Origin of the sequence: Plantactinospora sp. WMMB782 (assembly GCF_049179135.1) — a bacterium.
Classification (GTDB): domain Bacteria; phylum Actinomycetota; class Actinomycetes; order Mycobacteriales; family Micromonosporaceae; genus Plantactinospora.
Map to the genome: position 1 here is coordinate 2,992,701 of NZ_JBMHMC010000007.1, position 25,442 is coordinate 3,018,142.

The window sequence follows — 25,442 nt, forward strand, 5'->3', positions numbered from 1 at the left end:
ACTCAGGTGTGAGTCAATCGGCTGTCCGCCGACCGGGCGAGCGGCGGCGGGTCCGGGCGCCGGAGGGCCGGGTCGGGACGGGTCGGGACGGGAGGCCGGGATCAGCCGGCGGTCAGCAGCGTGTCCGCGATCAGGTCCAGGCCGGTGCGGTCCACCCCTTCGGCCAGCAGCGGCAGCTCCACCAGCGGCAACCCGAGTTCGACCAGGTCCGCCCGGAGCGACTCCTCCAGCTCCCGCCGGACGAGCTGGTCCCGGGCCTCGGCGTGCAGGCCGGCGACGGTCGCCCGGTCGGTCGGCAACCCGGCGGCGGTCAGTCCCCGGCGCAGTTCCGCCTGGGTGACCCTGCCGGCCAGCAGCGGCGGCCGGGTCGCGTTCAGGATCACCCGGCCGACCGGGATCCGCAGGCCGTTCAGGTCGGTGATCGCGTCGATGGTCTCCTGTACCGGCATCTCCTCCAGCAGCGTGACCACGTGTACCGAGGTCATCGGGGAGCGCAGCAGCGCCGCCACCCCCTCGCTCTGGGTCTTGATCGGGCCGACTTTGGCCAGCCGGGCGGTCTCGGCCGTGACGTTCAGGAACCGGCCGATCCGACCGGTCGGCGGGGCGTCCAGCACCACCGCGTCGTACACCCGGCGCCGGTCCGCCGTCCGGGTGGTGGCCTCCTTGACCTTGCCGGTGAGCAGTACGTCCCGCAGCCCCGGTGCGATGGTGGTGGCGAAGTCGATGGCGCCGAGCTTGCGCAGTGCCCGGCCGGCCGCCCCGAGCTTGTAGAACATGTCGAGGTACTCCAGGAGCGCCTCCTCGGAGTCGACGGCCAGCGCGCGCACCTCCCCGCCGCCAGGGGCGGTGGCGATCGACCGTTCCTCGTACGGCAGCGGGTCGGTGCCGAAGAGCTGGGCGATGCCCTGCCGGCTCTCCACCTCGACGAGCAGGGTACGGCGACCACCGCTGGCCAGCGCCAGCGCCAGCCCGGCGGCGACCGTGGTCTTGCCGGTCCCGCCCTTACCGGTGATCACGTGCAGCCGGGCCGGCCACCGGGCACTCGCCCGGTCGGCGTCCGCCCGATCACCCGACTCCTCGCCCACTCGCACCCTCCGAGCCTATCCAGCACCGGAGCACGGCCGGCCCCGGGAGCAGCGGCGGCGGCCGACCGGACCAGCCCCCGACCCGGTCCCGACAGGATCCAGGGGGCCGGGGCCGGGGCCGGCCGGGGAGACCGGGTGGGCCGGGGACCGGGCGGGCCGGGGCGGGCCGGGGTGGGCCGGGCGGCGGCGGATCAGGCGACGTCGCAGACCCACCAGCCGGTCTCTCGTACCACCACGAAGGTCAGCTGCTGTTCCACCGACCGCTCGTCGCCGGTCGTCATGGTCAGTCTGGTCGACAGGACGGCCCGGTCGGCGGTCTGCTCGTCGACCCTGGGCGTGGTCCACCGGAACCGTGCGGTGTCGTACCGTCCGGCGAAGTCCGCCACCTCCTGGATCTTCGCGGCGATCGCGTCGGTGTCCCGGGCGGCCGAGCAGACCAGGCTGCTCGCCCGGTCGGCGTCCCGTTCGCCGTACACGGCGGTCAGGAACTCGTCCACCGCGACGACCGGGTCGCCAGCCCCCTCACCCTGCTCCGCACCCCGGATCACCAGTACGGCGGAGACCGCGCCCACCACGCAGAGGAGCAGCGTGACGGCGAGTGCGACCGACGCGACGACCAGACCGCGCCGCTTCTTCCAACCGGCGGCGGGTCCGGGCGGCGGATGACCGGTAGGTACCGGATATCCGGGCCCGATGGGTCCTGGTCCGGGCTGGCCGGCGTGATAGCCAGCCGGACCGGGCTGTCCCGGAATCGGCAGCCCCGGCGCCCTCTGCCCGGGTGGCGCCGACACCGGCGGGGCGTGTCCGGGTGGCGCCGACACCGGCGGGGCGGAGGTGGGCGGGGTGGAGGGCGGTAGGGCGGCCGGCATCGGCGGCGCCGATCGGGTGTCCGCCGTCGTCGCAGGGTCCATCGGGGCGGTCGCCTCGGTCGCCTCCGTCGGACCCAGGCGGGCAGTCGCCTCAGCGGGAGCCAACAGTGCGGTCGCGTCCGCCGACCGAGTCTTGTCCGCCGGGGCCGTGGCCTTCGCCGGGACCACCGTGTCTACCGGAGTTGCCGTGTCTACCGGGGTTGCCGTGTCGTCTACCGGGGCTGTTGAACCCGGTGGGGTGGGCGGGGCTACCCGCTGGGTGGGCAGCTCCGGGGAAGACAGGGCCGGCTCGACCGGTTCCTCGTCGGACTCGTCCCCGGTCGGCCCGTCTGCTGATGCCGAGGCATCAGCTGGTCGTTCCGCCATCTCCGCCGAGATCGGAACAGTCGACTCGGCCGGCGGCGAGGGCTCGGCCGGCGGGTGGGTGGGTTCGTCGCCGTCGGACGGTTGCCTCATGTCTCCCCAATCCCCGCACGGCCCCCGATGCGGTGGTCAAGGCGCCGGCCGGGCGGGTCGGGCGGGCTGGCGTGGTCCGTGGGTGTGGCGGCAGAGCTGTGGCGACCCGCCCCGGCAGGGTATCCCGGCCCGCCCGACCGGAGCAGCCACGCCTGCGCGCCGTGGGACAGTGCCCGTTCCGCCGGCACCGATCGGGAGGCGTACGCGTGCCACCGGGGCCGCAGCCCGTAGGCTGTCGCCGAACAAGTCCGAGACGAGGAGACCTCTAGCGATGCAGAAGTGGGAGTACGCCACGGTGCCGCTGCTCACGCACGCCACCAAGCAGATTCTCGACAACTGGGGCGAGGACGGCTGGGAGCTTGTGGCGGTTATACCCGGTCCGAACCCGGAGCAGCTCGTCGCGTACCTCAAGCGGGCCAAGTCGTGACGGCTGGGCCACACGCCAAGCTCGCCGAGCTGGGCCTGCTGCTCCCGGAGGTGGCGCCGCCGCTGGCCGCGTACGTGCCGGCGGTGCAGTCCGGCCGCCAGGTGTACGTCTCCGGCCAGTTGCCACTGCGGGACGGCAAGCTGCTGGCCACCGGCCGGGTCGGTGCGGGGGTCTCGGCCGAGCAGGCGAAGGACCTGGCGGAGCAGTGTGCGCTGAACGCCCTCGCCGCGATCGACGCGCTGGTGGGCCTGGAGAGCGTCGTCAAGATCGTCAAAGTGACCGGCTTCGTGGCCTCCGCCGACGGGTTCACCGGGCAGCCCGGCGTGCTCAACGGCGCCTCGGAGCTGTTCGGCACCGTGTTCGGCGAGGCCGGCCGGCACGCCCGGAGTGCGGTCGGGGTCGCCGAACTGCCGCTGGGCGCGCCGGTCGAGATCGAGGTCGTCGTCGAGGTGGCCTGACCGGTCGAGGTCGAGGTCGTCGTCGAGGTGGCCTGTGCCGGCCGAGGTGGCCCGAGTCAACCCCCGGCTGAGCCGCCGGCCGTCGGACCCGAGCCGGAACACGGCAGGTCACGGGCCGTTCGCCCGCGGGTCGTACCATCTCTGCCATGACCGGGCACGTGACCGCGCCGGCGGCGGCGCTTGCCGACCAGCTACCGAGCTGGGCGGCGCTGGTCCGGGCACCCAACCCGGGACCGATGACCCTGGACGGCACCAACACCTGGGTGCTGGGGGCGCCGGGCGCGGGCGAGGTGGTCGTGGTCGACCCGGGCCCGCTGGACGAGGGTCACCTGGCAGCCGTGGCCGGGCGGGGTCGGGTCGCCGGGGTGCTGGTCACGCACGGCCACCCCGACCACACCGAGGGGCTGGACCGGTTTCTGGAGCTGACCGGCGCCGAGCACCTGATCTTCCGCTGCGCGTGGTCGAGCGTCGAGCTGGCCGGTCTGCGGATCGGGCTGCTGCCCACCCCGGGCCACACCGCCGACTCGCTCTGCTTCGTGGTCGACGGTGCCGGCGAGCGGGCCGTCCTCACCGGCGACACCATCCTGGGCCGGGGCACCACTGTCGTCGCGCACCCCGACGGTGATCTCGGGGACTACCTGGCCAGCCTGGCGAAGCTTACCGAGTTCTCCGGCGTACCGGCGCTGCCCGGCCACGGGCCGCCGCTGGCCGACTGCGCCGCCGCGGCCCGGTTCTACCTGGCCCACCGGCACGCCCGGCTCGACCAGGTCCGCACGGTGCTCGGCCGGGGGGCGCGGACCGCCGCCGAGGTGGTGGCGGCGGTCTACGCGGACGTGGACCGGTCGCTCTGGCCGGCGGCCGAGTGGTCGGTTCGGGCCCAACTCGCCTATCTCGGTCACTCGGGCGGGGAGGGCGATTCCGGCCAGGAGAGCCGGAAATCCGGCCCGGTCGCGCAAGACCGGGAATCCGGCCCGGGGGCCGGTGGGTTGGAAAATCCGTGACCTGCCCGGTGTGTGGAACTGTCGCCGTACCCGGTGCGCGGTTCTGCCACAACTGTGGAGTCGCGCTGCCGGCTGCCGCGACCCTGCCGCAAGCGGAGCGCCGCGTCGTAACGGTGCTCTTCGGCGATTTGTCTGATTTTACCTCCTGGTCGGAGGACCTCGACCCCGAGCGGGTCAGTACGGTCACCGACCGGGTCCTCGCCGCGCTCGCCGGTGCGGTCAAGACCTTCGGCGGGCACGTCGACAAGCTGACCGGTGACGGGATCATGGCCGTCTTCGGCGCCCCCGTCGCGCACGAGGACGACGCCGAGCGGGCCGTCCGGGCGGCGCTGTCGATGCAGCGCGCGGTGCGCCGGGTCCTCGACGACGAGCAGGGCGGCGGCGCCCCGCTCGGCCTGCGGGTCGGGCTGAACACCGGTGACGTGGTCGCCGGGATCCAGGCCTCGATCGAGTACACCGTCATCGGCGACACCGTGAACACCGCCGCCCGGCTGGCCGACGCCGCCGCGATCGGCGCCGTCTACGCGGGTGCGCGTACGGCGGCGGCGACCCGGCGGGTCGCTTCCTGGCGGCAGCTCCGACCGCTGCGGCTGAAGGGCAAGCGGGAGCCGGTCGAGGCGTACGAGCTGCTGGGCCTGCTGGACGCACCCGGCACCCGGTCCGGGCTCGGTGACGAGGCACCGTTCGTCGGGCGGGAGACCGAGATCGGCCGGGTCGCCGGTCGACTCGCCGAGGTGATCGACCAGGGGCAGCCCCGGGTGCTGCTGATGACCGCCGAGGCGGGGATCGGCAAGTCCCGGTTCGCCGCCGAGGTCGAGCGGCTGGCCGCCGGCTACGACGTCGGCGCCGGCCGCTACGCGACACACACCGGTGCCCGGGTGCTCTCGGTGAAGTGCGCCGCGTTCGGGGAGCGCCGCCGGCTGGCCCCGCTCGCCGACCTGGTCCGGGCCGCCGTCGGCCTGCCGGACAGCCCGGCCACCGCCGTCACCCGGCCGGTGGTCGAGGAGCGGCTGCGCCGGCTCGGCCAGCGGCTCTCCCGGTACCGGCCGGATCCGCCGCCGGTCGCCGTCGACCTGCTGCTCGCCCTGCTGGGCTATGCCGAGCTGCCGCCCGCGCACGGCACTGTGCCGGCGGGTCCCGCCGAGTGGTCGGCCGGCGAACCGGGTCCGGACGCGGACGCGATCCCGGCCGCCGTCGCCGAGCTGCTGAGCGCGCTCGCCGCCGAGACTCCGCTCGCGGTCATCGTCGACGACCTGCACGACGCCACCCCGGAGACCATCGACGCGCTCGGCGTGACCCTGTCCCGGCTGACCGGTCCGGTACTGGTGCTGCTGTTCGGTCGCCCCGAGCTGGTCCGGACCGCCGGTGCGCTGACCCGGGTGTCCGACGCCGAGGTGCACGCGCTGCCGCCGTTGCGCGGTGCGGACGCCGCCCGGCTGCTGACCGCGTACCTCGGTGGGGGGCGGTTGCCCCAGGCCGACGTGGACCGGCTGCTCGCCACCGCCCAGGGCAACCCGTTCTACCTCGCCGAGCTGGTCACCCTGCTGATGGAACGGGGCGCGCTGACCACCGTGCGCGGCCGGCCCGCGGCCCGACCCGGCACCACCGTCCCGAACGCCGTTTCCACTGCTCCCGCCGTCTCCGGCTCCGTCGGCCCGGCCGCCGGCTCCGCCGTACCCGCCGGCTCCGCCGTACCCGCCGACACCGGGCCCGTCGGTTCGGGGGCCGCCGCCGTCGGTTCCGGCACCGGGCCCGTCGGTTCGGGCGCCGGTTTCGGTTCGGGCGCCGGTTTCGGTTCGGGTGCCGCTGCGGGGTCGGGTGTCGGTTCGGGCGCGGCCGTCGGTCCGACCGCCAGCGGCGTCGTCGGTTCGGCAGTGGCCGGAGGGGCCGGCCCGGTCGCCGGTGCCGGTGTGGGATCGGCCGGCATCTGGCGGCTGGCGCCCGGTTCGCTCGGCAGCCGGCTGCTCTCCCGGGACCTCGCCGCCGTGCTGGCGGCCCGGATCGACGCGCTGCCGGCGGACGCCCGGGCGGCGTTGCGGGACGCGGCGGTGGTCGGCGACACGGTGCCGGCGGGCGCCCTGGAGGCGCTGCGCGAGCGGCGGGCCGGCCGCGAGGGGCGGCCCACCGCCGTCGTCGCGGTCGAACTGGAGCGGGCCGTCGAGGAACTGCTCCAGCGCCGGATGCTGCACCGCAACCGGGACGGCTACATCTTCGCCACCCCGCTGATGCGGGAGGCCGTCTACGCCGGCATCGGCAAGGCCGACCTCGCCGACCGGCACGCCGCGCTCGCCGAGTGGGCCGCCCCGCCGAACCCGGGAACCGGACCGGCCGAGGTGGTCCCGCCCGGGGCGAGCGGCCTGCCGATCGCCGAACGCGACGCCTTCGTCGCCGAGCACGCCGAGCGGGCCAGCGCCCTCGCCGACGTGATCAGCCTGCGACCCGACGCCACCGCCCGGAACGTGGCGCCACTCGGCATGGCCGCGCTGGGCCGCTCCGCCCGCCGGGCACTCGCCGCCGGGGAGCCGGCCCAGGCCGTCGAGTACGCCGAACGCGCCGCCCGGCTCGCCGGTGAGTCGGTACCCGGTGGCGACCGGCTGGTGCACGCCCGCGCCCTGCTCCAGGTGGGGCGGATCGCCGAGGCGCTCGCCTTCGCCGAGAAGATCGGGGCGAACGCCGGTGACGACGTGGCGGTACGGGCCGGGGCGCTGCTCGTCGTCGGCCAGGCGTACCTGGCCCAGGGCGACCAGGCACGGGCGGTGCACTCCTGGCAGGAGGCGTTGCAGGTGGCGACCCGGCACGACCTGCCGGGCCCGCGCGCCTCGGCGATGCGGCGGCTCGGCATGGCGGACTTCGTCAGCGGGCGGCTGAGCCAGGCCAGCAGCCGGTTCGCCGGGGCCTACCAGGTCAACCTGGATGCCGACGACCCCCGGGGGCAGGCCTGGTCGCTACAGAACCTGGCCTGGGTGACCACCACCCGGGGCGACTTCGCCGGCACCGACGCGGTGCTCGGCCGGGCGGCCCGGCTCTTCGCCGAGATCGACGATCCGGTGGGCCGGGCCTGGTTGCGCGGCACCACCGCGTTCGCCCGGCTGCTCGCCGGCCGGCTCGGCGAGGCACGCCGGCTGGCGAGGGTCTTCCTGCCGTTCGGCGAGCGGGTCAGCGAGGCGTGGGCGGTGGGTACGCTGCGCGCGGTTGAGGCGTTCGCCGCCGCCGAACTCGGTGAACTCGCCGACGCCGACCGCGAGGCGCGGCGGGCCTACCGGGACTTCGCCGCCGCCTCCGACGACTGGGGCCGGGGCTTCGCCCTGGTGGTACGCGGCGCGGTGGCGCGCGGGGTGGGCGAGCCGGAGCACGCCACCGACCTGCTGACCGACGCGCTCGGCTACGGTCGGCGCACCTCGCACCCGCTGCTGACCGGGCTCGCCGGCACGCTGCGCGGATTCGTGGCGCTGGACCGGGGCGACGTCGCGGCGGCGGAACGGGACGCCGAGGCGGTGCTGGCGGCGGTGGAGCCGCACAATCCGCTGGCGCCGACCCAGCTCGGTCCCCGGATGCTGCTCGCGGCGAGCCGGTTGGCCGACGGTGACGCGGCGACGGCGGTACGGCTGCTCGAACCGATCGCCACCGCCGGTGCGGTGCCCTCGGTGCTGGTGAGCCGCCGTCAGGCCCTGGCCCGGTACGCTTCCGCGCTGCTCGCCGACGGGCGTACCGCCGACGCGCTGGACTGGGCCCGGCAGGCGGCCGAGTCTCCGGGCGAGGACATCCGCAGTCGGGTGATCGCGGTGCGGGTACTCGCCGAGACGCTGGCTGGGGCGGGGCAGCCGGTGGCGGCGGCGGAGGCTGCCGAGGAGGCGGTCCGGCTGGCGTACTCGACGCAGCAGGCGAGTGAACGGGCCGCGGCGGAGGAGTTGCGGGACCGGCTGCTCCGGCCGTCGGCGGAGTCTGCCCCGGACCGGCCGGTGGTGGTCCGGCAGCGGCGGGACGCCGATGAGTTGCCGGGTCCGGCCGTCCACTTCGACACCGTCGATCTCCGGGATACCGCCCGGCCGGGACAGCCGCTAGCCTAGATCCGTGGCCGTCCATCGGGACCGGCGCCGGGCGTGGAGGACCGCGGGTGAAGCTGCCTCGTTCGGCCGCAGGCTGGACCGTCGCCGTCTTCGGAGGGCTTGCCGCGCTGCTCGGCGCCGTCGGCCTGATCCGTCCTGAGTGGCTGCTCGGCATGCTCGGTTTCGAGGTGCCCGATCCGGCCGGGCGGGCCGCCGGTGACCACACCCGCACCTTCGTGGCCGCCTCGTCGATGGCCTCGTTGAACATGGGCGTCTACTACCTGCTCGCGGCGGCCACACAGTGGCGGTCGTTCTTCGTGTTCACCGTCCCGTTCCGGCTGCTGACCTTCACCGTCTTCACGGTGCTGGTGTCGACCGGGGCGGCGCCGGGACGGTTCTTCGGAGTGGCCCTCTGGGAGGGTATCGGTGCGCTTGCCACCGCCGCCGGTCTCTGGTACGACAGCCGGCGTATTGGCATCCAGCCGGTAACAGCCGAGGGTGCGGGGGACTGAACCGACTCATGTTCCCGGTATTTTCGAATCTGTGACGGAGACCCCGCCAGGCGCGCTGCCGATGCCCGTCGTGCCAGGTCTGACGGATTTGCAGGTGTTTGCCCGGGGTGGTTACGCCACCGTCTACCGGGCCACCCAGCAGTCCGTGGGGCGTGAGGTGGCGGTGAAGGTCGAGAACCGCACGCTGGACAGCGACCGGGACCAGCGCCGGTTCCTCCGCGAGGCCCGCGCCGCCGGCCGGATGTCCTCGCACCCGCACGTTGTCGACCTCTTCGACGCCGGGGTCACCGAGGACCAGCACCCCTATCTGATCATGGAACTCTGCGACGGGTCGTACGCCGAGCGGATGCGTACCTCGCCGCTGGACCCGGTGGAGGCCCGGGACGTCGGGGTGAAGATCGCCGACGCGCTCGCCGACGCACACCAGCTCGGGGTGCTGCACCGGGACGTCAAGCCGGCCAACATCCTCTACTCCCGGTTCAACGAGCCGGCGCTTGCCGACTTCGGGCTGGCCGTACTCGCCGAGGCGCGGGACTCGGCGATCACGCTGGAGGTGCTGACCCCGGCGTACGCGCCGCCGGAGATGTTCCGGCACAGCCCACCCTCGCCCGCCGTCGACGTGTACGCCCTCTGCGCCACCCTCTACGCGGTGATGAGCGGCAAGCCGCCGCGCTGGCAGGCCGACCGCAACCCCGGCCTGCTCGCCCTGCTGGAACTCTTCACCGAGCCGATCCCCGAGCTGCCGGGCGTACCGAGCCGGTTGCTCGACCTGCTGCGCTACGGGATGGCCAACGATCCCGCCGACCGGCCCAGCGCGGAACAGCTGCGGGACCTGCTCGCGGCCGTACCGCTGGATCCGCCGACCGTGGTGAACACGCCGACGCCGGGCGTCGTCGCCGCCGTGCCGGTGTCGGGGATCCCGGTCTCCGGGATGCCGGTTTCCGGGATTCCGGTCTCCGGCGGCTCCTGGCCGCCCGGTGCGCTGCACGACCAGTCCCGCACCGGCGTCTCCGGTGGTGGGGTCTCGTCGGGTGCCGGAGTGGGAGCGGTGGCCGGGTCCACCTCCACGCCCTCGCCCCGCACGCCCGTCTCCGGCGTCCCAATTTCCGGCAGTCCCGTTTCCGGCAGTCCCGTTTCCGGCGTCCCGGTCTCCGGGAGTCCGGTCTCCGGCAGTCCGGTCTCCGGGAGTCCGGTTTCCGGCGCGCCGACCTCGGGTGGTGCCCCGCCCAGCGTCTATCTTTCGAGGTCCTACACGCCGCCGCCACCCCGGCCCGGCTCCGGCCCGCCCGAGGTTGACGGCGAGCCGACCGTCTCCCGGCCGAGCCGCCGCAAACGGCGCTACTGGATCTTCGGTGGGCTGGGCGCACTGGCTCTGGTCGCCACGATGGCCGGCGGCTCCTGGTACGTCGCCACCCGGGGCGGGCCGGGCCCTTCGCCGAGCGGGCGGGCGCTGCCCAGCACCGCCGGCCCGACCGCCGGTCGGCCGACGGTCGGGATCGGTGCCCTGCCGGGCTGCCAGCTGCCGCTGCCGGAGGTCGCCCGCTGCCCGATCGAGCTGGAGTGCTTCGGGCCGGTCCGGCTGCGGGGCAGCGCGGCGGAGGCCAGCGAAACGTCCTGCTCGGGGCGGCACACCTGGGAGTCCTATGCCGAGGGTGACCTGCCGTACGGGCTGGACGCGGCCGACCACGCGGCGGTGAAGGACGACGACCGGGTCCGCCAGGTCTGCAACGCGACCGTCTTCCGGCGCACCACCACGCTCATCGACGTCGCCGGATGGAAGTTCGAGGTGTTGCCGCCGACGGCCGGGCAGGCCGGTGGAACCTTCCGCTGCCTGGCCGGCAAGGGCGTCGACCGGCTCACCGGCCCCACCCTGACCGCCAACTGACCGCCGCCGCGTCGCCGACCGCACCGCAGCGCTGACCTCGCGCGTCGCCGACCGCCGCGCCGTGCTGCCGCCGGGTGTTCGCCGATCGCCGCGCCGTGCCGACCACCGAAGTGGACGTTGCCGGTTACGCTCGGCGTCAGCATCCCCTTCCGAACCGGGATCCGCCGATGACCGAGAGATCGCCCAGTGGCCGGGTACGGCTGCTCGGCACGACCCTGGCGGTCGTGCTCACCCTGCTGCTCGCCGCGGGGGCGGGCTGCGACAGCCAGCGCGGCCCCGAGCCGCCGTCGGTGCAGGAGAAGCTCAAACAGTCGCACATCTACGGCCAGAGCAAGCTGCGGATCGGGGTCGCCACCTTCGAGCCGCTGATGGGCGTACGCGAAGAGGACGGCACGTACCGCGGGTTCGACATCGACATCGCCCGGTACCTCGCCGCCTCGCTCGGCTATGCCGGGGACGAGCGGATCGAGTTCGTCCACCTTGCCACCGAGGACCGGATCCCGGCGCTACAGAGCGGGCAGGTCGACATCGTCGTCTCCAGCTTCTCCATCACCGAGGAGCGGCAGAAGCTGGTGAGTTTCGCCGGGCCGTACTTCGTCACCACCCAGGAGGTGATGATCCCCGTCGCGCTGAAGAACCAGGTCCGCACCATCGAGGACCTGCGCACCCCCGGTTTCCGGGTCTGCGTCGGCGGCGGGTCGACCACCGAGGCGGAACTGGAGAAGCACGAGGTCAAGACACTCGTGGTGAAGAACGTCCGGGACTGCGTGCAGGGGATGATCGACAACAAGTACGACGCGGTCAGCTCCGACGAGACGATCCTCGCCGGCTTCCGCTCCAGCTACCCGACCCGGTTCGAGATCGTCGACATGCCGTTCGGCACCAGCGAGCAGCTCGGCGTCGGGGTGCCGATCAGCGATCCGGCCCTGCGTGACCTGGTCGCCTTCTTCCTACAGAAGAGCTACCTGGAGGGGCGGGCCGGCCGGACGAGTCCGTGGCTGTCGGCGTACCACCGCAACCTCGGGCCGTGGCTCGGGCCGGACCGTCAGCAGCCGCCGCCGTTGAACGTCCCGGACCTGGTGGACTTCGACGAGAAGGCACCGGTGTGATCCCCGCCGGGCCGGAGCCGACCGCTTCCCGGCCCGGCGGCCCGCGGGCCCGGACCGACGTCGAGCCGGTCGCGCTGGCCGAGCTGCCGTCGGCAGGGGATCCGAAGTCCGGCGTCCCGGTGCTGACGGCGGCTGCGGCAGACGGTGACGGCGACGGCCGGCGGGAGGGGCCGGCACTCGGTTGGCCGTCCGCCACGGATGCGACGGAGCGGCGATCCCGGGCCAGCCAGTCGTTCTGGACGCTTGTCGTCGGGGTGCCGGCGATCTTCTCGGTGCTCCGGCTCGGCGTCGAGGCCGGCGGCGAGTTGCAGACCACCCTGCTGCTGGTCGCCAACGTGAACCCGGTGAACCTGGCCGCCGCGCTTGTCACCACCGCGGCCCGGCTGGTCTCGGCCGGGCTGGTCGCGGTCTTCGCGATCGGCGCCGTGCTGCTGGTCAGCGCCGAGCGTAACCCGTCGCACCGGATCGGCCGGCGTCCGCCGATCTTCGCCCGCTGGCGGGCGACCGCCCCGCCGTGGGTGGTGATCGCCAGCTTCGCCGTCGCGCTCGCCACCTGGCCGATCCTCTACCTGCCGCTGTTGCTGCCGGCGTTCGCGGCCGCCTTCCAGCTCAGTCCGGACCGGCTCGACGAGCGGCGGATTCCCCGGCTGCTGATCCTCGCCGCGCTGCTGGCCGGCTACGCCGTACTGGTGCTGCCGACCCTGGGTGACGCCTGGGCCCAGCGGGAGCCGTTCGCGGTACTCGTCGTCGCGGCCCCGCCGCTGCTGGCGATGCTCGTCACCGGCCCCGTACCGGTGGTGGTGGCCCGACCGCTCGCCATGACCGTCCAGCTGGCGGTGCTCGGGATGCTCTGCTGGGCGGCGCTGCCGGTGATCACCACCCCGGTGCTGCCGCTGACCGTGACCACGATCCGGCCCGCCGACGACGGCACCGACACCGGGACGGATTCTGGGACCGGTACCGGGACGGGTTCCGATGCCGGGACGCGGCCGCCGGGTTGGGACGGCGGGTCGGGGCCGCCGGGTTGGGACGGCGGGTCGGGCGGGCCGGGGTCGGAGACCGGCGGCGTCGAGCGGCTGCGGGGACACGTGATCACCGTGGACGACGTCAACATGGTGATCCTCCAGGAGCGCGGCGGGGTCCGGTACGTGCCCACCGGTCAGGTCGAGGCGCAGGTGCTCTGCCCGACCGAGGAGGAACTGCCCCGGTACCGGCTGCGGATCCACGGCTTCCACGTGGAGGACTCGCTGCTGGAAGGGATGGGTCGGCGGGTACGCCCGGTGAACCGGATCGACGCGGAGTGCCGTACCGGCCCGGTCCGCTGAGCTGGTCGCCGGCACACCCCGGCGGTCCGGGGCTTCGGGTGGCTCAGTAGCTCTTCGGCTGCCGCAGCACGCGCTGGGCGACGAAGTTGAGGATCATCTCCCGGCTGACCGGTGCGATCCGGCCGGCCCGTACCGCGCCGAGCAGGGTGGCCACCCCGTAGTCGGTGGTCATGCCGTTGCCGCCGTGCACCTGGATGGCGGTGTCCACGGCCAGCGCCGCCGCCTCGGCCGAGGCGTACTTGGCCAGGTTCGCGGCGACGCCGGCCTCGACGTCCCGGCCGGCGTCGTAGAGGGTGGCGGCCTTGGCGGTCATCAGCCGGGCGAGTTCCACCTGGACGGCCGCGTGCGCGAGCGGGTGCGCGACGCCCTGGTGGGCGCCGACCGGCCGACCCCAGACGCGCCGGGTGGCGGTGTAGCCGGAGGCGCGCTCGATGGCGTACCGGCCGGTGCCGGTGCTCATCGCGGCGACAGTGATCCGCTCCGGGTTGAGCCCGGCGAAGAGGGCCGGCAGTCCGGCGTCCAGCCCGCCCCGGTCGGCCGGCTCGGCCGTCCCGCCGACCAGGGCGTCGGCGGGCAGCCGGACGTCGTCGAGGTAGAGCAGCCACTGGTTTTCCGGGGAGACGATCTCCATCTCCAGCTTGGACCGGGTCAGTCCGGCCGCGTCCGTCGGGACGAGGAAGAGCGCCGGGCGCAGCCGCTCCTCGGCGGGTTGTGTCGGGGTCGCCTGATTCTCGTCGGGTACCCGGGCGACGACCAGGACGTGATCGGCCTCGTCCACGCCGGAGATGAAGCACTTGCGGCCGGAGAGTAACCAGTCGCTGCCCTCCCGTCGGGCCACCGTGCCGAGCCGGTGGAAGTTCGAGCCGGCCTCCGGCTCGGTGATGGCGAAGGCGATCTTCGACGATCCGTCGGCGAGCCCCGGCAGGAAGGCGTCCCGCTGCGCCTGTGTGCCGTGCCGGCCGATCACCGTGCCGGCGATGGCCGGCGAGACCACCAGGAGCAGCAGCGGGCAGCCGGTCGCCGCCAGTTCCTCGCAGACGATGGCGAGTTCGGTGATGCCGCCGCCACCGCCGCCGTACTCGACGGGGATGTTCACCCCGAGATATCCCAGCCGGCCCGCCTCGTCCCACAGTTCCGTGGTGTGCTCGCCGGCTTTCGCCCTGGCGACGAAGTAGTCGTGGCCGTAGCGCTGCCCGAGAGCCCGGACGGCCTCCCGGAGCTGCCGCTGCTCGGGGGTGGGGTCGAAGTCCATGCGGGATGCCTTCCGACGAGGGGACCTGGGTGTCTGGCCGGGTCGCACCACCGGGCGGGCGCGGTCACCGGCATCGGCGGGGCCGGCTGTCCCGGCTCCGCCGCCGCGGCTACGGCGGTTCCGTGGTCGGGGCTGGGAGTTGCTGTTCCGGGGTTACCACGGCGAGTACGGCGCCGGTCTCCACCTGCGAGCCGGCGGTGACCGGCAGTTCGGTCACCATCCCGGAACCGGGGGCGGTGACCGGGTGTTCGAGCTTCATCGCCTCCAGCACGAGCAGCGGTTCACCGGCGGCGACCCGCTGCCCGACCGCCACCAGGGTCCGGCTGACCGTGCCGGGCAACGGGGCCAGCAGCGAACCCTCGGCCAGTTCCGGAACCGGTTCGGCGTACCGGGGGAGTTCGGTGAGCGTCACCGAGCCGTCGGGACCGTCGACGAAGCAGACCGCTCCGACCTGGTGTACGTCGTACACCTGACGTACGCCGTCGACCTGCAGCACGGTGCCGGACGGTTCGCAGCCGAGCAGCACCACCTCGGGCCGGTCGTCCGGTCCCGGCTGTGCGGTGTCGCCCGGTCCCGGCTGTGCGGTGTCGCCCGGTCCCGGCTGCGCGGTGTCGCCCGGTCCCGGCTGCGCGGTGTCGCGGGAGCCCGACCGCGCGGCGTCGTCCGATGCGGAAGGTGTGGCGTCGACCGGCCGGGCTGACCAGGCGACCAGTGCGCCGGAGCGGTCCAGCCGGTAGTCGACCTCGATCGGGCCGGCCGGTGCGGCGTACCCGATGGTCTGCCCGGTGGTGGGGACGTTGCGCCAGCCGGACGGCAGGGTGCCGAGCACCGGGGCGGCGGCCCGGCGCGCGGCGGCCCCGGCCAGCGCGGCGGCCAGCCCGGCCAGCCCGACCCGGTCCGGCGGCAGCAACGGGGCGAAGACCTCCGGATGCCGGCCCAGGAAAGCCGTGTCGATCTCGCCCGCCCGGAACTCCGCCGAACCGAGCACCCGGACCAGCAGGTCCCGGTTGGTCGCGACGCCGTGCAGCCGGGTCCGGCGCAGCGCTCCGGCCAGCGCCCGAACCGCCTCGTCCCGGGTCGGTGCCCAGGCGACCAGCTTGGCGACCATCGAGTCGTAGTGCACCCCGACCACCGAGCCGTCCCGTACCCCGGAGTCGAGCCGCAGCCCGGAGTCGCGCCGCCGGTCGACGCCGAACTCGACGTCCACCCCCGGTACGGCGAACCGGTGCAGCGTGCCGGTCGCCGGCAGCCAGTCGGCGGCCGGATCCTCGGCGCAGAGGCGCACCTCGATCGCGTGCCCGCTGACCTGCGGGGCGGTGGTCGGCAGCGCACCCCCCTCGGCGACCAGCAGTTGCAGCCGGACCAGGTCGAGACCGGTGACGCACTCGGTGACCGCGTGCTCGACCTGGAGCCGGGTGTTCATCTCCAGGAAGTGGAACTCGCCGGCCGGGGTGAGCAGGAACTCGACGGTGCCCACCCCGAGATAACCGACGGCGCGGGCGGCGGCCACCGCCGCGCTTTCCAGCCCGGCCCGCAGCCGCGGGGTGACCGCGACCGAGGGGGCCTCCTCGACGATCTTCTGGTGCCGGCGCTGGATCGAGCACTCGCGTTCGCCGAGCGAGAGCACCGTGCCGTGCCCGTCGGCGACGACCTGCACCTCGACGTGCCGGGCCCGCTCGACGTACGGCTCGACGAAGACCGTGCCGTCGCCGAACGCGGCGGCGGCCTCCCGGCGGGCCGAGGAGATCGCGGACGCCAGGTCGGCCGGATCGCGGACGACCCGCATGCCGCGCCCGCCGCCGCCGGCCGCCGCCTTGACCAGTACCGGGAACGCGGTGATCCGCTCCGGGTCGGCGTACGTCGGCAGCATCGGCACCCCGGCGTCGGCCAGCAGCGTCTTCGCCTCGGTCTTGTCGCCCATCGCCGCGATCGCCTTCGCCGGTGGGCCCACCCAGGTCAGCCCGGCGTCCCCGACAGCGGCGGCGAAACCCGCGTCCTCGGCGAGGAAGCCGTAGCCCGGGTGCACCGCGTCCGCCCCGGACCGCAGGGCCGCCTCGACCAGCAGCTCCACCCGGAGGTACGTGTCGACAGACGCCGCACCCGGCAGCCGGACCGCGAGATCGGCCTCGCCGACGTACGGCGCTTCGGCGTCCGGGTCGGAGTGCACGGCGACCGTCTCGATGCCGAGCGACCGGCAGGTGGCGAAGACCCGCCGGGCGATCTCGCCCCGGTTTGCCACCAGCAGTCTGCGGATCATCGTTGCTCCCTTTTGGGTGTAAGGAAGGGCACCTGCTTATCGTTTTCTGTTGTAACGGGGGCCCTTCCCAACACCTCAGAGCCGGAAGACGCCGAAGGTGTCGGCGCCGCGTACCGGTCCGTTGTGGACGGCGGAGAGGCAGAGCCCGAGGACGGTACGGGTGTCCCGTGGGTCGATCACGCCGTCGTCGTAGAGCCGCCCGGAGAGGTACAGCGCGGCCGACTCGACCTCGATCCGCTGCTCCACCATGGCCCGCATTGCGGCGTCCGAGTCCTCGTCGTAGGGCCGGCCTCTCGCCTGGGCCGCCTGCCGGGCCACGATCGAGAGCACCCCGGCGAGCTGACTCGGCCCCATCACCGCCGACCTGGCGTTCGGCCAGGTGAACAGGAAGCGCGGCTCGTACGCCCGCCCGCACATGCCGTAGTTGCCCGCCCCGTACGAGGCGCCGAGGTTGACCGTCAGGTGCGGAACCGTCGAGTTCGACACCGCGTTGATCATCAGTGCCCCGTGCTTGATGATGCCGCCCTGCTCGTACTCGGTGCCGACCATGTAGCCGGTGGTGTTCTGCAGGAACAGCAGCGGGATGTCGGCGGCGTTGGCGAGCTGGATGAACTGGGCCGCCTTCTGCGCCTCGGCGGAGAAGAGCACCCCCTGCACGTTGGCGAGTACGCCGACCGGATAGCCGTGCAGCTCGCCCCAGCCGGTCGCCAGGTTGCGCCCGTACGCCGGCTTGAACTCGTCGAACTCGGAGCCGTCCAGGATCCGGGCCAGCACCTCGCGCGGGTCGAACGGCACCCGCAGGTCGCCGCTGGGAATGCCGAGCAACTCCTCCGGGTCGTACTTCGGCGGCGCGGGCACGGCGGTGCGGGGCGGCGGGCCGTGCTTGCGCCAGGCGAGCCGGCGTACGCACTGCCGGGCCAGCCGCAGCCCGTCCCGCTCGTCGGCGGCGACGAAGTCGGCCAGCCCGGAGGTCCCGGCGTGCATGGTGGCGCCGCCCAACGACTCGTCGTCGGCGTCCTCGCCGGTGGCCATCTTGACCAGCGGCGGCCCGGCCAGGAAGACCTTGGCCCGGTCCCGCACCATGACGGTGAGGTCGGACATCCCCGGCACGTACGCCCCGCCGGCCGTCGCGGTGCCGAAGACCACCGAGACGGTGGGGATGCGGGCCGCCGAGAGCCGGGTCAGGTCCCGGAACACCTGCCCGCCGGGGATGAAGATCTCCGCCTGGCTGGGCAGGTCGGCCCCGCCGGACTCGACCAGGTTCACCATCGGCAGGCGGTTCGCGTGCGCGATCTCGCCGGCCCGCCTGGTCTTCTGCAACGTGTACGGGTTGATCGCGCCGCCGCGTACCGTCGGGTCGTTGGCGACGATCACGCACTCGACGCCCTCGACCACCCCGATCCCGGTGACCACGCTGGCCCCGGTCGGGAAGTCGGTGCCCCAGGCGGCGACCGGGGAGAGTTCCAGGAACGGGGCGTCCCGGTCGAGGAGCAGTTCGATCCGTTCCCGGGCCAGCAGTTTGCCCCGGGCGTGGTGCCGGGTCACGTACTTCTCCCCGCCACCGGCGCGGGCGGCGTCCAGCGCGCCCGCCAGCTCCGCCAGCCGGTCCAGCATCGCCGCCCGGTTCTCCCGGTACGCCGTGGCCGCCGGGTCGACGGCCGTCCGCAACACGCTCACGACCAGCTCCTCCGTTCGTGCCGCGTCATCGTCCCGCCTTCCGCTGCCGATACCACTCGGTCGGTGGACCGGGCCGGTCGGTCGGTGTCTGGCCGGGCCGCTCGGTCGACGGTTCGTCGAGCAGGTCGGTCGGCAGTTCGACGAGTCGGGCGCGGAGCAGCTCGCCGAGCGCCTTGGCCTGGGGGTCGAACCGGGTCGAGCCGGCCGCTCCGGCCGCCCCGAGCAGCCCGGGCAGGACGAAGTTGACCGCCCGCAGGTTCGGCAGTTCGTAGCGGCGTACCGGCAGGGTGGCGGTCTCCGGCAACAGGGTGCGGAGCCGGTCCACGGTCAGCCAACCGCGTAGCCACCGGTAGCCGCCGGTCGACCGGGCCCACACCCCGAGGTTCGCGTCGCCACCCTTGTCGCCCGACCGGGCGCCGACCAGCGCCCCGAGCGGCACCCGCCGGATCGTCCCGCCGCTCTCGGTTGTCGTCCCGCTCTCGGTTGTCGTCCCGCTCTCGGTTGTCGTCCCGTCCTCGGTTGTCGTCCCGTCCTCGGTTGTCGTCCCGCTCTCGCCCGCCGCTCGGTCTCCGATGGCCGCCCCGTCCTCGGCCGGCCGGTCGGGGTAGCTCGCGGTGAGCGTCGGGGGTGCGATCTCGACGCGCTCGCCGGAGGGCAGGACCGCGACCTGGCGTACCCCTTCCTGGGCCACCTCCTCGACGGCGAAGAGCCCGTACGGGCTGGCGTCGCCGGGTGGGGTGGTGAGGGTGCAACCGGGGTAGGAGGCCAGGGCCAGTTCCACGGCGGCGGCCGAGAACGCCCGCCCGGCCCGCTTCGGGTCACCGTCGCTCAGGTGTACATGCAGCAGCGCGCTCGCCGTCTCGGTGTCGGCCGCGTCCGGGTGGTCGGTACGGGCCAGCGTGAACTCCAGCCCGTCGGCGCCGATCGCGTCGGTGAGCTGTGATTTGACCAGCGTCGCCTTCGCCTCGATGTCGAGTCCGCAGAGGACGAAGGTCATCGAGTTGCGGAAGCCGCCCAGCCGGGTGACCCCGACCTTGAGGGTGGGCGGCGGGGGCGTGCCGCGCGCCCCGCTGACGCGTACCCGGTCCGGGCCGGCGTCGGCCAGGGTGACCGTGTCGAGCCGGGTCACCACGTCCGGGCCGAGGTAGTCGGGGCCGGCGATCTCGTACAGCAGTTGGGCGGTGACGGTCTCCCGGGTGACCGCGCCGCCGGTGCCGGGATGTTTGGTGAGTACCGCCGAGCCGTCCGCGTGCAGTTCGGCGACCGGGAAACCGGGGCGGCGCCCGCCGTCCGGCAGTTCGGCGAAGAAGCTGAAGTTCCCGCCGCTGACCTGTGCACCGCATTCGAGGAGGTGACCGGCGACGGTCGCCCCGGCCAGCGGTTCGAGGTCGGCGCGGGTCCAGCCGAAATGGGCGATTCCCGGGCCGACCACCAGCGAGGCGTCGGTGACCCGACCGGTGACCACCACGTCCGCCCCGGCGCCCAGGCAGGCGGCGACGCCGAACGCCCCCAGGTACGCGTTCGCGGTCAGCGCGCCGGGGCGGTCCAGTGCGTCGCCGTCGACGTACCCGATCCGGACCGGCAGTCCGAGCCGGTCGGCGAGGGAGCGGAGCGCGGCGGCCAGCCCGGCCGGGTTCAGCCCGCCGGCGTTCGTCACGATCCGGACGCGGCGGTCCAGCGCGGCGCCGAGACACGGTTCGAGCTGCCGGAGGAAGGTCCGGGCGTAGCCGAGTTCCGGGTCGCGCCGCCGGTCCCGGCCGAGGATCAGCATGGTCAGCTCGGCCAGGTAGTCACCGGTCAGCACGTCGAGTTCGCCGCCGTCGAGCATCTCCCGCCAGGCGTCGAACCGGTCCCCGTAGAACCCGGAGGCGTTGCCGACCCGCAGCACGTCCGGGCTGGCTCCGATCACCGCACCGGCCGGCCCGGGGCGTCCGCCCCAGCCGGCGGCCGGGCGGGGCCGGGCGGGCCGGCGAAGACCTGGGCGATGCCGAGCCACTCGGTGGCGACCGGCCCGACCGCGACCAGCGCCAGGTCGGCGGGGTGCCGCCGCCTGGTGACCAGCAGGCAGAAGTCCAGCGCCGGCCCGGTGACCCGGTCCGCCGCCTCGGCCGGCCCGAACTGCCAGGGCTCGCCGTCCGGGCCGGTCAACTCGAACCGCAGCTGCACGTCGGGGACCGGGCGGCCGTGGGTGGCGAAGGCGTGTCCGACGGTACGGGTACCGAGGTAGGCGACGTGCCGGAGCCGGGCGGTCGGGGTACGGGTGACGCCGAGCGCGTCGGCGACGTCCTCGCCGTGCGCCCAGGTCTCCATGATCCGTGCGGTCGCCATCGAGCTGGCCGACATCCGGGTGCCGTACCAGGGCATCCTGCCGCCGGCCGGTACCCGGCGCAGTGCCTGGTCCAGGGCCGACCGGCCGGCCCGCCACCGCCGCGTCAACTCGGGCACGGGGGCCAGGAACTCGGCCGCGCCCCGGTCGATGAAGCCGTCCGGATCCTCCGCCGCGTGCCGGATCGACTCGGCGAACGCGTCGACGTCGCTGGCGGCGAGGGTGGCGACGTGGTCGGTCCAGGCGAGGTGGGCGATCTGGTGCGCGACGGTCCAGCCGGGTGCGGGGGTGGGGCGGGACCAGTCCGGCTCGGGCAGCTCCGCCACCAGCGTCTCCAGCGCCGCAGACTCGGCGGCCAGGTCCGTCAGCAGGCTGTCGAGATCGACCATGCGCAGGCTCCTTGCCGTTGTCGGTGCCAAGTCAGTTTGATGCGGTGCGGTGCCGGATCACGGGTTTCGGTGCGGTGTAGTGCCCGGTTCCCAACGAGGTGTCGTGCCCGGTTCCGGGTCCGGTGTCGTGGTTGACGGTCAGGACGGCGTCGTCGCGATGATCGAGGCGAGTTGCCCTTTCCAGACGCCGAGCAGGGCGGTGCGCCGGGTCGAGTCGTCGGAGAGCAGGTTGGCCACCCCGAGCCCACGGAGCAGGTCGAGAGTCGCCTGGATCGCCTCGCGTACCCCGGAATGCCGTTCGTCGGCGCCGAGCAGGTCGACGGTGAGCCGGTGCATCTCCCGGCCGACCCGGGCCTCCATCGGCACCAGCGCGTCGCGCAGCTCCGGATCGGTCCGCCCGGCGACCCACAGCTCCAGGGCGGCGACGAAGAGCGGGCCGGTGAAGGCGGTGGCCAGCATGTCTACGACCCGGTCGAGCCGTTCGGGTCCGGCCGGCAGACCGGCAGCCTCGGCGCGGATCTCGGCCGCCCGGCGCTCGGCCAGGTGCTCGACGGCGGCCATCACCAGAGTGCTCTTGGTCGGATAGTGGTGCAGTTGGGCGCCTCGGGAGACACCGGCCCGGGCCGCCACAACAGTGGTTGTGGTGCCGGACCAGCCCCGCTCGACCAGACACTCCACAGTGGCTTCCAGCACCCGGGCCTGGGTCGCCCGGCTGCGCTCCCGCTGCGGGGTACGGGTCGGTGCGGTGGACATCTGGACAGCCTGCCCGCCACAAAACAAACAGTCAAGACTGCTTGTTTTCCGTCTCCGGTCTGTCATCGCCGAACGTCGGCCACCCCACACCCGTGCCTGGCCGCCTGGTCAGCGGCGGCGGATACGGTTCGACCCCGCATCGTCCACCGGGTGATGGGGATGCGGGGCCGGGCGTGCATGGTCGGTCAGACGCGGTTGGGTTCAGACGCGGGCGGTCGCAACGTGGTCGTCGGACCGTGGTCGTCGGACCGTGGTCGGTCAGTCAGACGCGGGCGCGGCGGGCCAGGCGCTCCGGGTCGAGGATGATGATGCTCTTGCCGTCCAGACGCAGCCAGCCGCGCGACGCGAAATCGGCCAGCGCCTTGTTGACGGTCTCCCGGGAGGCGCCGACGAGCTGGGCGATCTCCTCCTGGGTCAGGTCGTGGGTGACCCGGAGTACGCCGCCGTCCCGGGTGCCGAACCGGCCCGCCATCTGGAGCAGGTTCTTCGCCACCCGGCCGGGCACGTCGGTGAAGATCAGGTCGGCCAGGTTGTCGTTCGTCCGGCGCAGCCTGCGGGCGAGCACCCGGAGCAGTTGTTCCGCTATCTCCGGCCGGTTGTTCAGCCAGGGGCGCAACGCCTGCTTGCGCAGCCGAGCTAGCCGGGTGTCGATCACGGCGGTGGCGGTCGCCGTACGCGGGCCGGGATCGAAGAGCGAGAGTTCGCCGACCATGTCGGAGGGGCCCATCACGGCGATCAGGTTCTGCCGGCCATCGGCGGCCCGGCGGCCCACCTTGATCTTGCCGCTCAGGACGATATAGAGGCTGTCGCCTGGTTCGCCCTCGTTGAAGACGATTTCGCCCTTACGGACCTCGAGGGTCTCCATGTCCTTCGCGAGTGCCTCGGCAGCCTCGGGGTCAACACCCTGGAAGATCCCGCTCCGAGCCAACACCTCGTCCATCGCGCACCTCCGCCCACGCGAGCCGTCCGCGGCCGGGTTCCGGCCGGTGATCCGGCGCGCGCCGCCAAGTCTAGGCGCATGTGAAGACTAATCGGAGGAGCACCCCTGGAATCTTGATCCGGTGCCGGGCCGGGTAAGCCCAGACAACCCAGGGGTACGCCCGGTTTCGCGCACCACGTGTCCACCCGGGCGAGTCCACCCCACCCCCACCCACGCACACCCCGTCAACGGCGCCACTCCCCGCACGATCGCCCCGTGCCCCCACGTGGCAACTCCTTCCCCCGGACCCTCGCCATTCACCTGGACAACAGAGGCGTTACGGGGAGGCGGTAACGCCTCTGTTGTCCAGGTCGGTGTGCGGTGGGTGGGTGAGTGGGCGGGAGACGGCCGGGGGTGCGGGGGCGGGTGGGGGTGCGGGGGCTGGTCGTAGAGTCGGGCGGTGCAGAACGAGCCGCTGTTGACCTACCGGGTCGAGGACGGGCTGCGGGTGCCGCTGCTGGTCTGGCAGCTCGACCGGCCAGCGCTGGCGATCAGCTCCGGGCCGCTCGGCGGCGGGATCGGCGTACGGCACTGGGTGGTGAACGCGACCGTGCCGATGTCGTACCGCCGGGACGACCCGGACGTCCACCTCGGTGAACTGGCCGAGCGGTTCGGCCTGCGCGGACCCGGCGTCGGGCTGCTCACCGGCGTCGACGTGGCCGAGGTGGTGACCGCCGACGACGACGGTGTCCGGGTCTGGGCCACCGTCGGCCTCGGCGCCCCGATCTGGGCTGCAACCGACCCCGCCCCGTTCCCTGCACCCGCCCCGACCCCTGCACCCCTGCCGGCCTCCGCACCCCTGCCGACCCCTGCAGCCGGGCCGGCCTCCGCATCCGTGCCGGCCTCCGCACCCCTGCCGACCCCTGCAGCCGGGCCGGCCTCCGCATCCGTGCCGGCCTCCGCATCCGTGCCGGCCTCCGCATCCGTGCCGGCCTCCGCAGCCGGGCCGGCCTCCGCATCCGTGCCGGCCGCATCCGCCTGGACACCCGCAGCCGTGCCCGGGCCCGCATCCGGGTCGGCTACGCATGTCCGCACGGTGAATCATGTCGGCACGGTGAATGTCGTCGCGTTGCTGCCGGAGCGCCTCGGCGACGCCGCCCTGGTCAACGCCGTCGCCACGATCACCGAGGCCAAGGCGCAGGCACTGCGGGAACTGGGCCTGCCGGCCACCGGCACCGCCACCGACGCGGTCACCGTGCTCTGCCCGCCGGACGGCCCGGCCGCGCCGTACGGGGGTCCGCGATCCCGTTGGGGGGCCCCACTGGCCCGCGCCGCCTGCCGGGCGGTACGCGATGGCGGTGGCTCACCGGTCGTTCCCTGGTCACACCGCTGACCCGGCCCCGAATCCCCCGATCTCCCGTCCGCATCGGGTCGCGCCTGTCGGGTGCGGCGGCGGGTCGCGACGGTGGCCGGTGAGGGGTCGCGAGCGTGGCGTGGGTGGGCCATCATGACCTCCGTCGATCGCCGACGAGGCGGTTCGTCTGGACGGGGGAGCAATTCGATGGGACGACTCGGCAACATCCTGTTGGCCGCCACGCTGAGCGGTGGACTGGCCGCCGGACTCGTCGGCTGTGCTGGTGGCGACGAACCGGAGGTGCCTCCGGTCCCGGACACCTTCGTCGTCGAGGGCACCTCCCGGCTCGACGACCCGTTCGGCGACCTGGAGCTGGAGTCGCGGGCGCTGCCCGAGGACGCGGTACTCGTCGGCGCGGACTACGAGGTGGCGCTGAGCCGGTACGGCGTGGCGACGGAGCTGACCGAGGAGGCGGTCCGGGAGTTGGCGCTGCGTGGCCCCGGACAGGTGCCGCCCTGGCTGGCCGGTGAGGGCCGGGAGTTCCTGCTGCTGCACCTGACCGAGCCCGAGCAGCGTAAGCGGCCGCTCTCCAACCGCTTTCCGAAGGTGATGGTGCTGGTCGACGGCGTGGCCCGGGAACTCGACGGCACCGCGCTGCTGCCGGGCAGTGTCGTCGTCGTGTCGGTGCCGGCGGGGGCGGACGCCACCCTCGCGGTGAACGAGGGTGGGAACATCCAGTCGATAAGCATCCGTACCGGCAAGCTCGTCGGACCGTCGCCGCGGCCGGTGGCGCCGGCGCCGTCGGCGGCGGACCAGCCGGCCACCCCGTCGGACCGGCTGGTCGCCTCGGGCACCGTCCGGTTGACCGACTACGTCGCCGTGCCCCGGCGCGACCCCGGGCTGGGCTGGGATGCGTTGGTCGACGTCGATGTCAAGGTCGAGCTGCGCGGGAACGACGAGAAACTCGGTGCGGCCCGGTCCGGCATGCTCTGGGCGCGGGTGACCGCGAACCTGCACGCCAATCCCACCCGGGTCAAGTTCAAGATCGACCTGTCCCGCAGCCTGACGATCCGTACCGCCGCCGGACAGGCGCTCCGGGTTCCGGCCGGTACCTCCGTGACGGTGCCCGCCTTCGGCGCGGCGGGCTCGACGCTGACCGTCCCGGTCACCTGGTCGGCGGCGTTCCAGGTGCCGGCTGAGACCCGGAGGTTCTCGGTCACCTACCGCACCCGGGCCACCGTCACCGCCAACGACGGCCGGAAGGAGGGTTTCGAGCGGCGCGACACCCGCAACAGCGGCACGATCACCCTTAAGTGACGGCGACACTGACCGGTCGACGGTC

Annotated in this window: 17 protein-coding genes and 3 pseudogenes; 11 read left to right on the forward strand and 9 right to left on the reverse strand. The window is 73.9% G+C overall.

Annotated features, from left to right (window positions below; all coding sequences use genetic code 11):
- Positions 1 to 101 precede the first annotated feature (101 nt).
- Both ACN28A_RS15755 and ACN28A_RS15760 read right to left on the reverse strand, forming a co-directional pair.
- On the reverse strand, positions 102 to 1,085 hold the full coding sequence (locus tag ACN28A_RS15755) for an ArsA-related P-loop ATPase (RefSeq protein ID WP_421404416.1): 984 nt from the start codon (positions 1,083 to 1,085) through the stop codon (positions 102 to 104).
- 191 nt (positions 1,086 to 1,276) lie between these two features.
- Positions 1,277 to 1,657 carry a hypothetical protein gene (locus ACN28A_RS15760; RefSeq protein WP_421396073.1) on the reverse strand — a complete coding sequence of 127 codons (381 nt, stop codon included), beginning with the start codon at positions 1,655 to 1,657 and terminating at the stop codon, positions 1,277 to 1,279.
- A gap of 1,024 nt (positions 1,658 to 2,681) precedes the next feature.
- Between ACN28A_RS15760 and ACN28A_RS15765 the strand changes: the two genes are divergently transcribed.
- From ACN28A_RS15765 to ACN28A_RS15805, 9 genes and pseudogenes are all read left to right on the forward strand, one after another.
- Positions 2,682 to 2,837 carry a DUF4177 domain-containing protein gene (locus ACN28A_RS15765; protein ID WP_130465462.1) on the forward strand — a complete coding sequence of 52 codons (156 nt, stop codon included), beginning with the start codon at positions 2,682 to 2,684 and terminating at the stop codon, positions 2,835 to 2,837.
- Positions 2,834 to 3,295 carry a RidA family protein gene (locus ACN28A_RS15770; RefSeq protein WP_421396075.1) on the forward strand — a complete coding sequence of 154 codons (462 nt, stop codon included), beginning with the start codon at positions 2,834 to 2,836 and terminating at the stop codon, positions 3,293 to 3,295. Before ACN28A_RS15765 ends, ACN28A_RS15770 begins: the two co-directional genes overlap by 4 nt.
- A gap of 146 nt (positions 3,296 to 3,441) precedes the next feature.
- The gene (locus ACN28A_RS15775; protein ID WP_421396077.1) at positions 3,442 to 4,296 is read left to right on the forward strand and encodes an MBL fold metallo-hydrolase; all 855 of its coding nucleotides are present in this window, start codon (positions 3,442 to 3,444) and stop codon (positions 4,294 to 4,296) included.
- Positions 4,293 to 5,864 (forward strand): annotated as a pseudogene (locus tag ACN28A_RS15780) (adenylate/guanylate cyclase domain-containing protein); the annotation flags it as partial. The gene ACN28A_RS15775 and the pseudogene ACN28A_RS15780, both read left to right, overlap by 4 nt.
- A gap of 342 nt (positions 5,865 to 6,206) precedes the next feature.
- Positions 6,207 to 8,219 (forward strand): annotated as a pseudogene (locus tag ACN28A_RS15785) (adenylate/guanylate cyclase domain-containing protein); the annotation flags it as partial.
- 191 nt (positions 8,220 to 8,410) lie between these two features.
- Positions 8,411 to 8,854, forward strand: coding sequence for a hypothetical protein (locus tag ACN28A_RS15790; protein ID WP_421396078.1), 444 nt, complete (start codon positions 8,411 to 8,413; stop codon positions 8,852 to 8,854).
- 70 nt (positions 8,855 to 8,924) lie between these two features.
- Positions 8,925 to 10,739 carry a protein kinase domain-containing protein gene (locus tag ACN28A_RS15795; protein WP_421404418.1) on the forward strand — a complete coding sequence of 605 codons (1,815 nt, stop codon included), beginning with the start codon at positions 8,925 to 8,927 and terminating at the stop codon, positions 10,737 to 10,739.
- Between the two features lie 167 nt (positions 10,740 to 10,906).
- On the forward strand, positions 10,907 to 11,848 hold the full coding sequence (locus ACN28A_RS15800) for a transporter substrate-binding domain-containing protein (protein ID WP_421396079.1): 942 nt from the start codon (positions 10,907 to 10,909) through the stop codon (positions 11,846 to 11,848).
- A complete protein-coding gene (locus tag ACN28A_RS15805; protein ID WP_421396080.1) occupies positions 11,845 to 13,173 on the forward strand; it encodes a hypothetical protein in 1,329 nt (442 codons plus the stop codon). Before ACN28A_RS15800 ends, ACN28A_RS15805 begins: the two co-directional genes overlap by 4 nt.
- A 43-nt stretch (positions 13,174 to 13,216) precedes the next feature.
- Here the strand turns inward: ACN28A_RS15805 and ACN28A_RS15810 are convergent, their stop codons facing one another.
- The 7 genes and pseudogenes from ACN28A_RS15810 to ACN28A_RS15840 form a co-directional block, all read right to left on the reverse strand.
- Positions 13,217 to 14,425, reverse strand: a complete 1,209-nt coding sequence (locus ACN28A_RS15810; RefSeq protein ID WP_421396081.1) for an acyl-CoA dehydrogenase family protein — start codon at positions 14,423 to 14,425, stop codon at positions 13,217 to 13,219.
- 109 nt (positions 14,426 to 14,534) lie between these two features.
- Positions 14,535 to 16,682: an acetyl/propionyl/methylcrotonyl-CoA carboxylase subunit alpha gene (locus ACN28A_RS15815; RefSeq protein ID WP_421396082.1), complete on the reverse strand. Its 2,148-nt coding sequence runs from the start codon at positions 16,680 to 16,682 to the stop codon at positions 14,535 to 14,537.
- Between the two features lie 75 nt (positions 16,683 to 16,757).
- A complete protein-coding gene (locus ACN28A_RS15820) occupies positions 16,758 to 18,296 on the reverse strand; it encodes an acyl-CoA carboxylase subunit beta (RefSeq protein WP_421404420.1) in 1,539 nt (512 codons plus the stop codon).
- A gap of 193 nt (positions 18,297 to 18,489) precedes the next feature.
- Positions 18,490 to 20,187, reverse strand: a pseudogene (locus tag ACN28A_RS15825) (acyclic terpene utilization AtuA family protein); the annotation flags it as partial.
- 77 nt (positions 20,188 to 20,264) lie between these two features.
- Positions 20,265 to 21,074 carry a TIGR03084 family metal-binding protein gene (locus tag ACN28A_RS15830; RefSeq protein WP_421396083.1) on the reverse strand — a complete coding sequence of 270 codons (810 nt, stop codon included), beginning with the start codon at positions 21,072 to 21,074 and terminating at the stop codon, positions 20,265 to 20,267.
- A 138-nt stretch (positions 21,075 to 21,212) separates the two neighbouring features.
- Entirely contained in the window at positions 21,213 to 21,827 is a 615-nt protein-coding gene (locus ACN28A_RS15835) for a TetR/AcrR family transcriptional regulator (RefSeq protein WP_421396085.1), read from the reverse strand.
- 262 nt (positions 21,828 to 22,089) lie between these two features.
- Positions 22,090 to 22,767: a Crp/Fnr family transcriptional regulator gene (locus ACN28A_RS15840; RefSeq protein WP_101369128.1), complete on the reverse strand. Its 678-nt coding sequence runs from the start codon at positions 22,765 to 22,767 to the stop codon at positions 22,090 to 22,092.
- A 439-nt stretch (positions 22,768 to 23,206) separates the two neighbouring features.
- Between ACN28A_RS15840 and ACN28A_RS15845 the strand changes: the two genes are divergently transcribed.
- Together ACN28A_RS15845 and ACN28A_RS15850 are read left to right on the forward strand one after the other, a co-directional pair.
- Entirely contained in the window at positions 23,207 to 24,139 is a 933-nt protein-coding gene (locus ACN28A_RS15845) for an adenosylcobinamide amidohydrolase (protein ID WP_421396086.1), read from the forward strand.
- A gap of 168 nt (positions 24,140 to 24,307) precedes the next feature.
- Positions 24,308 to 25,417 (forward strand): hypothetical protein, encoded by a 1,110-nt coding sequence (locus ACN28A_RS15850; protein ID WP_421396087.1) that lies wholly within the window; start codon positions 24,308 to 24,310, stop codon positions 25,415 to 25,417.
- Positions 25,418 to 25,442: the final 25 nt, after the last annotated feature.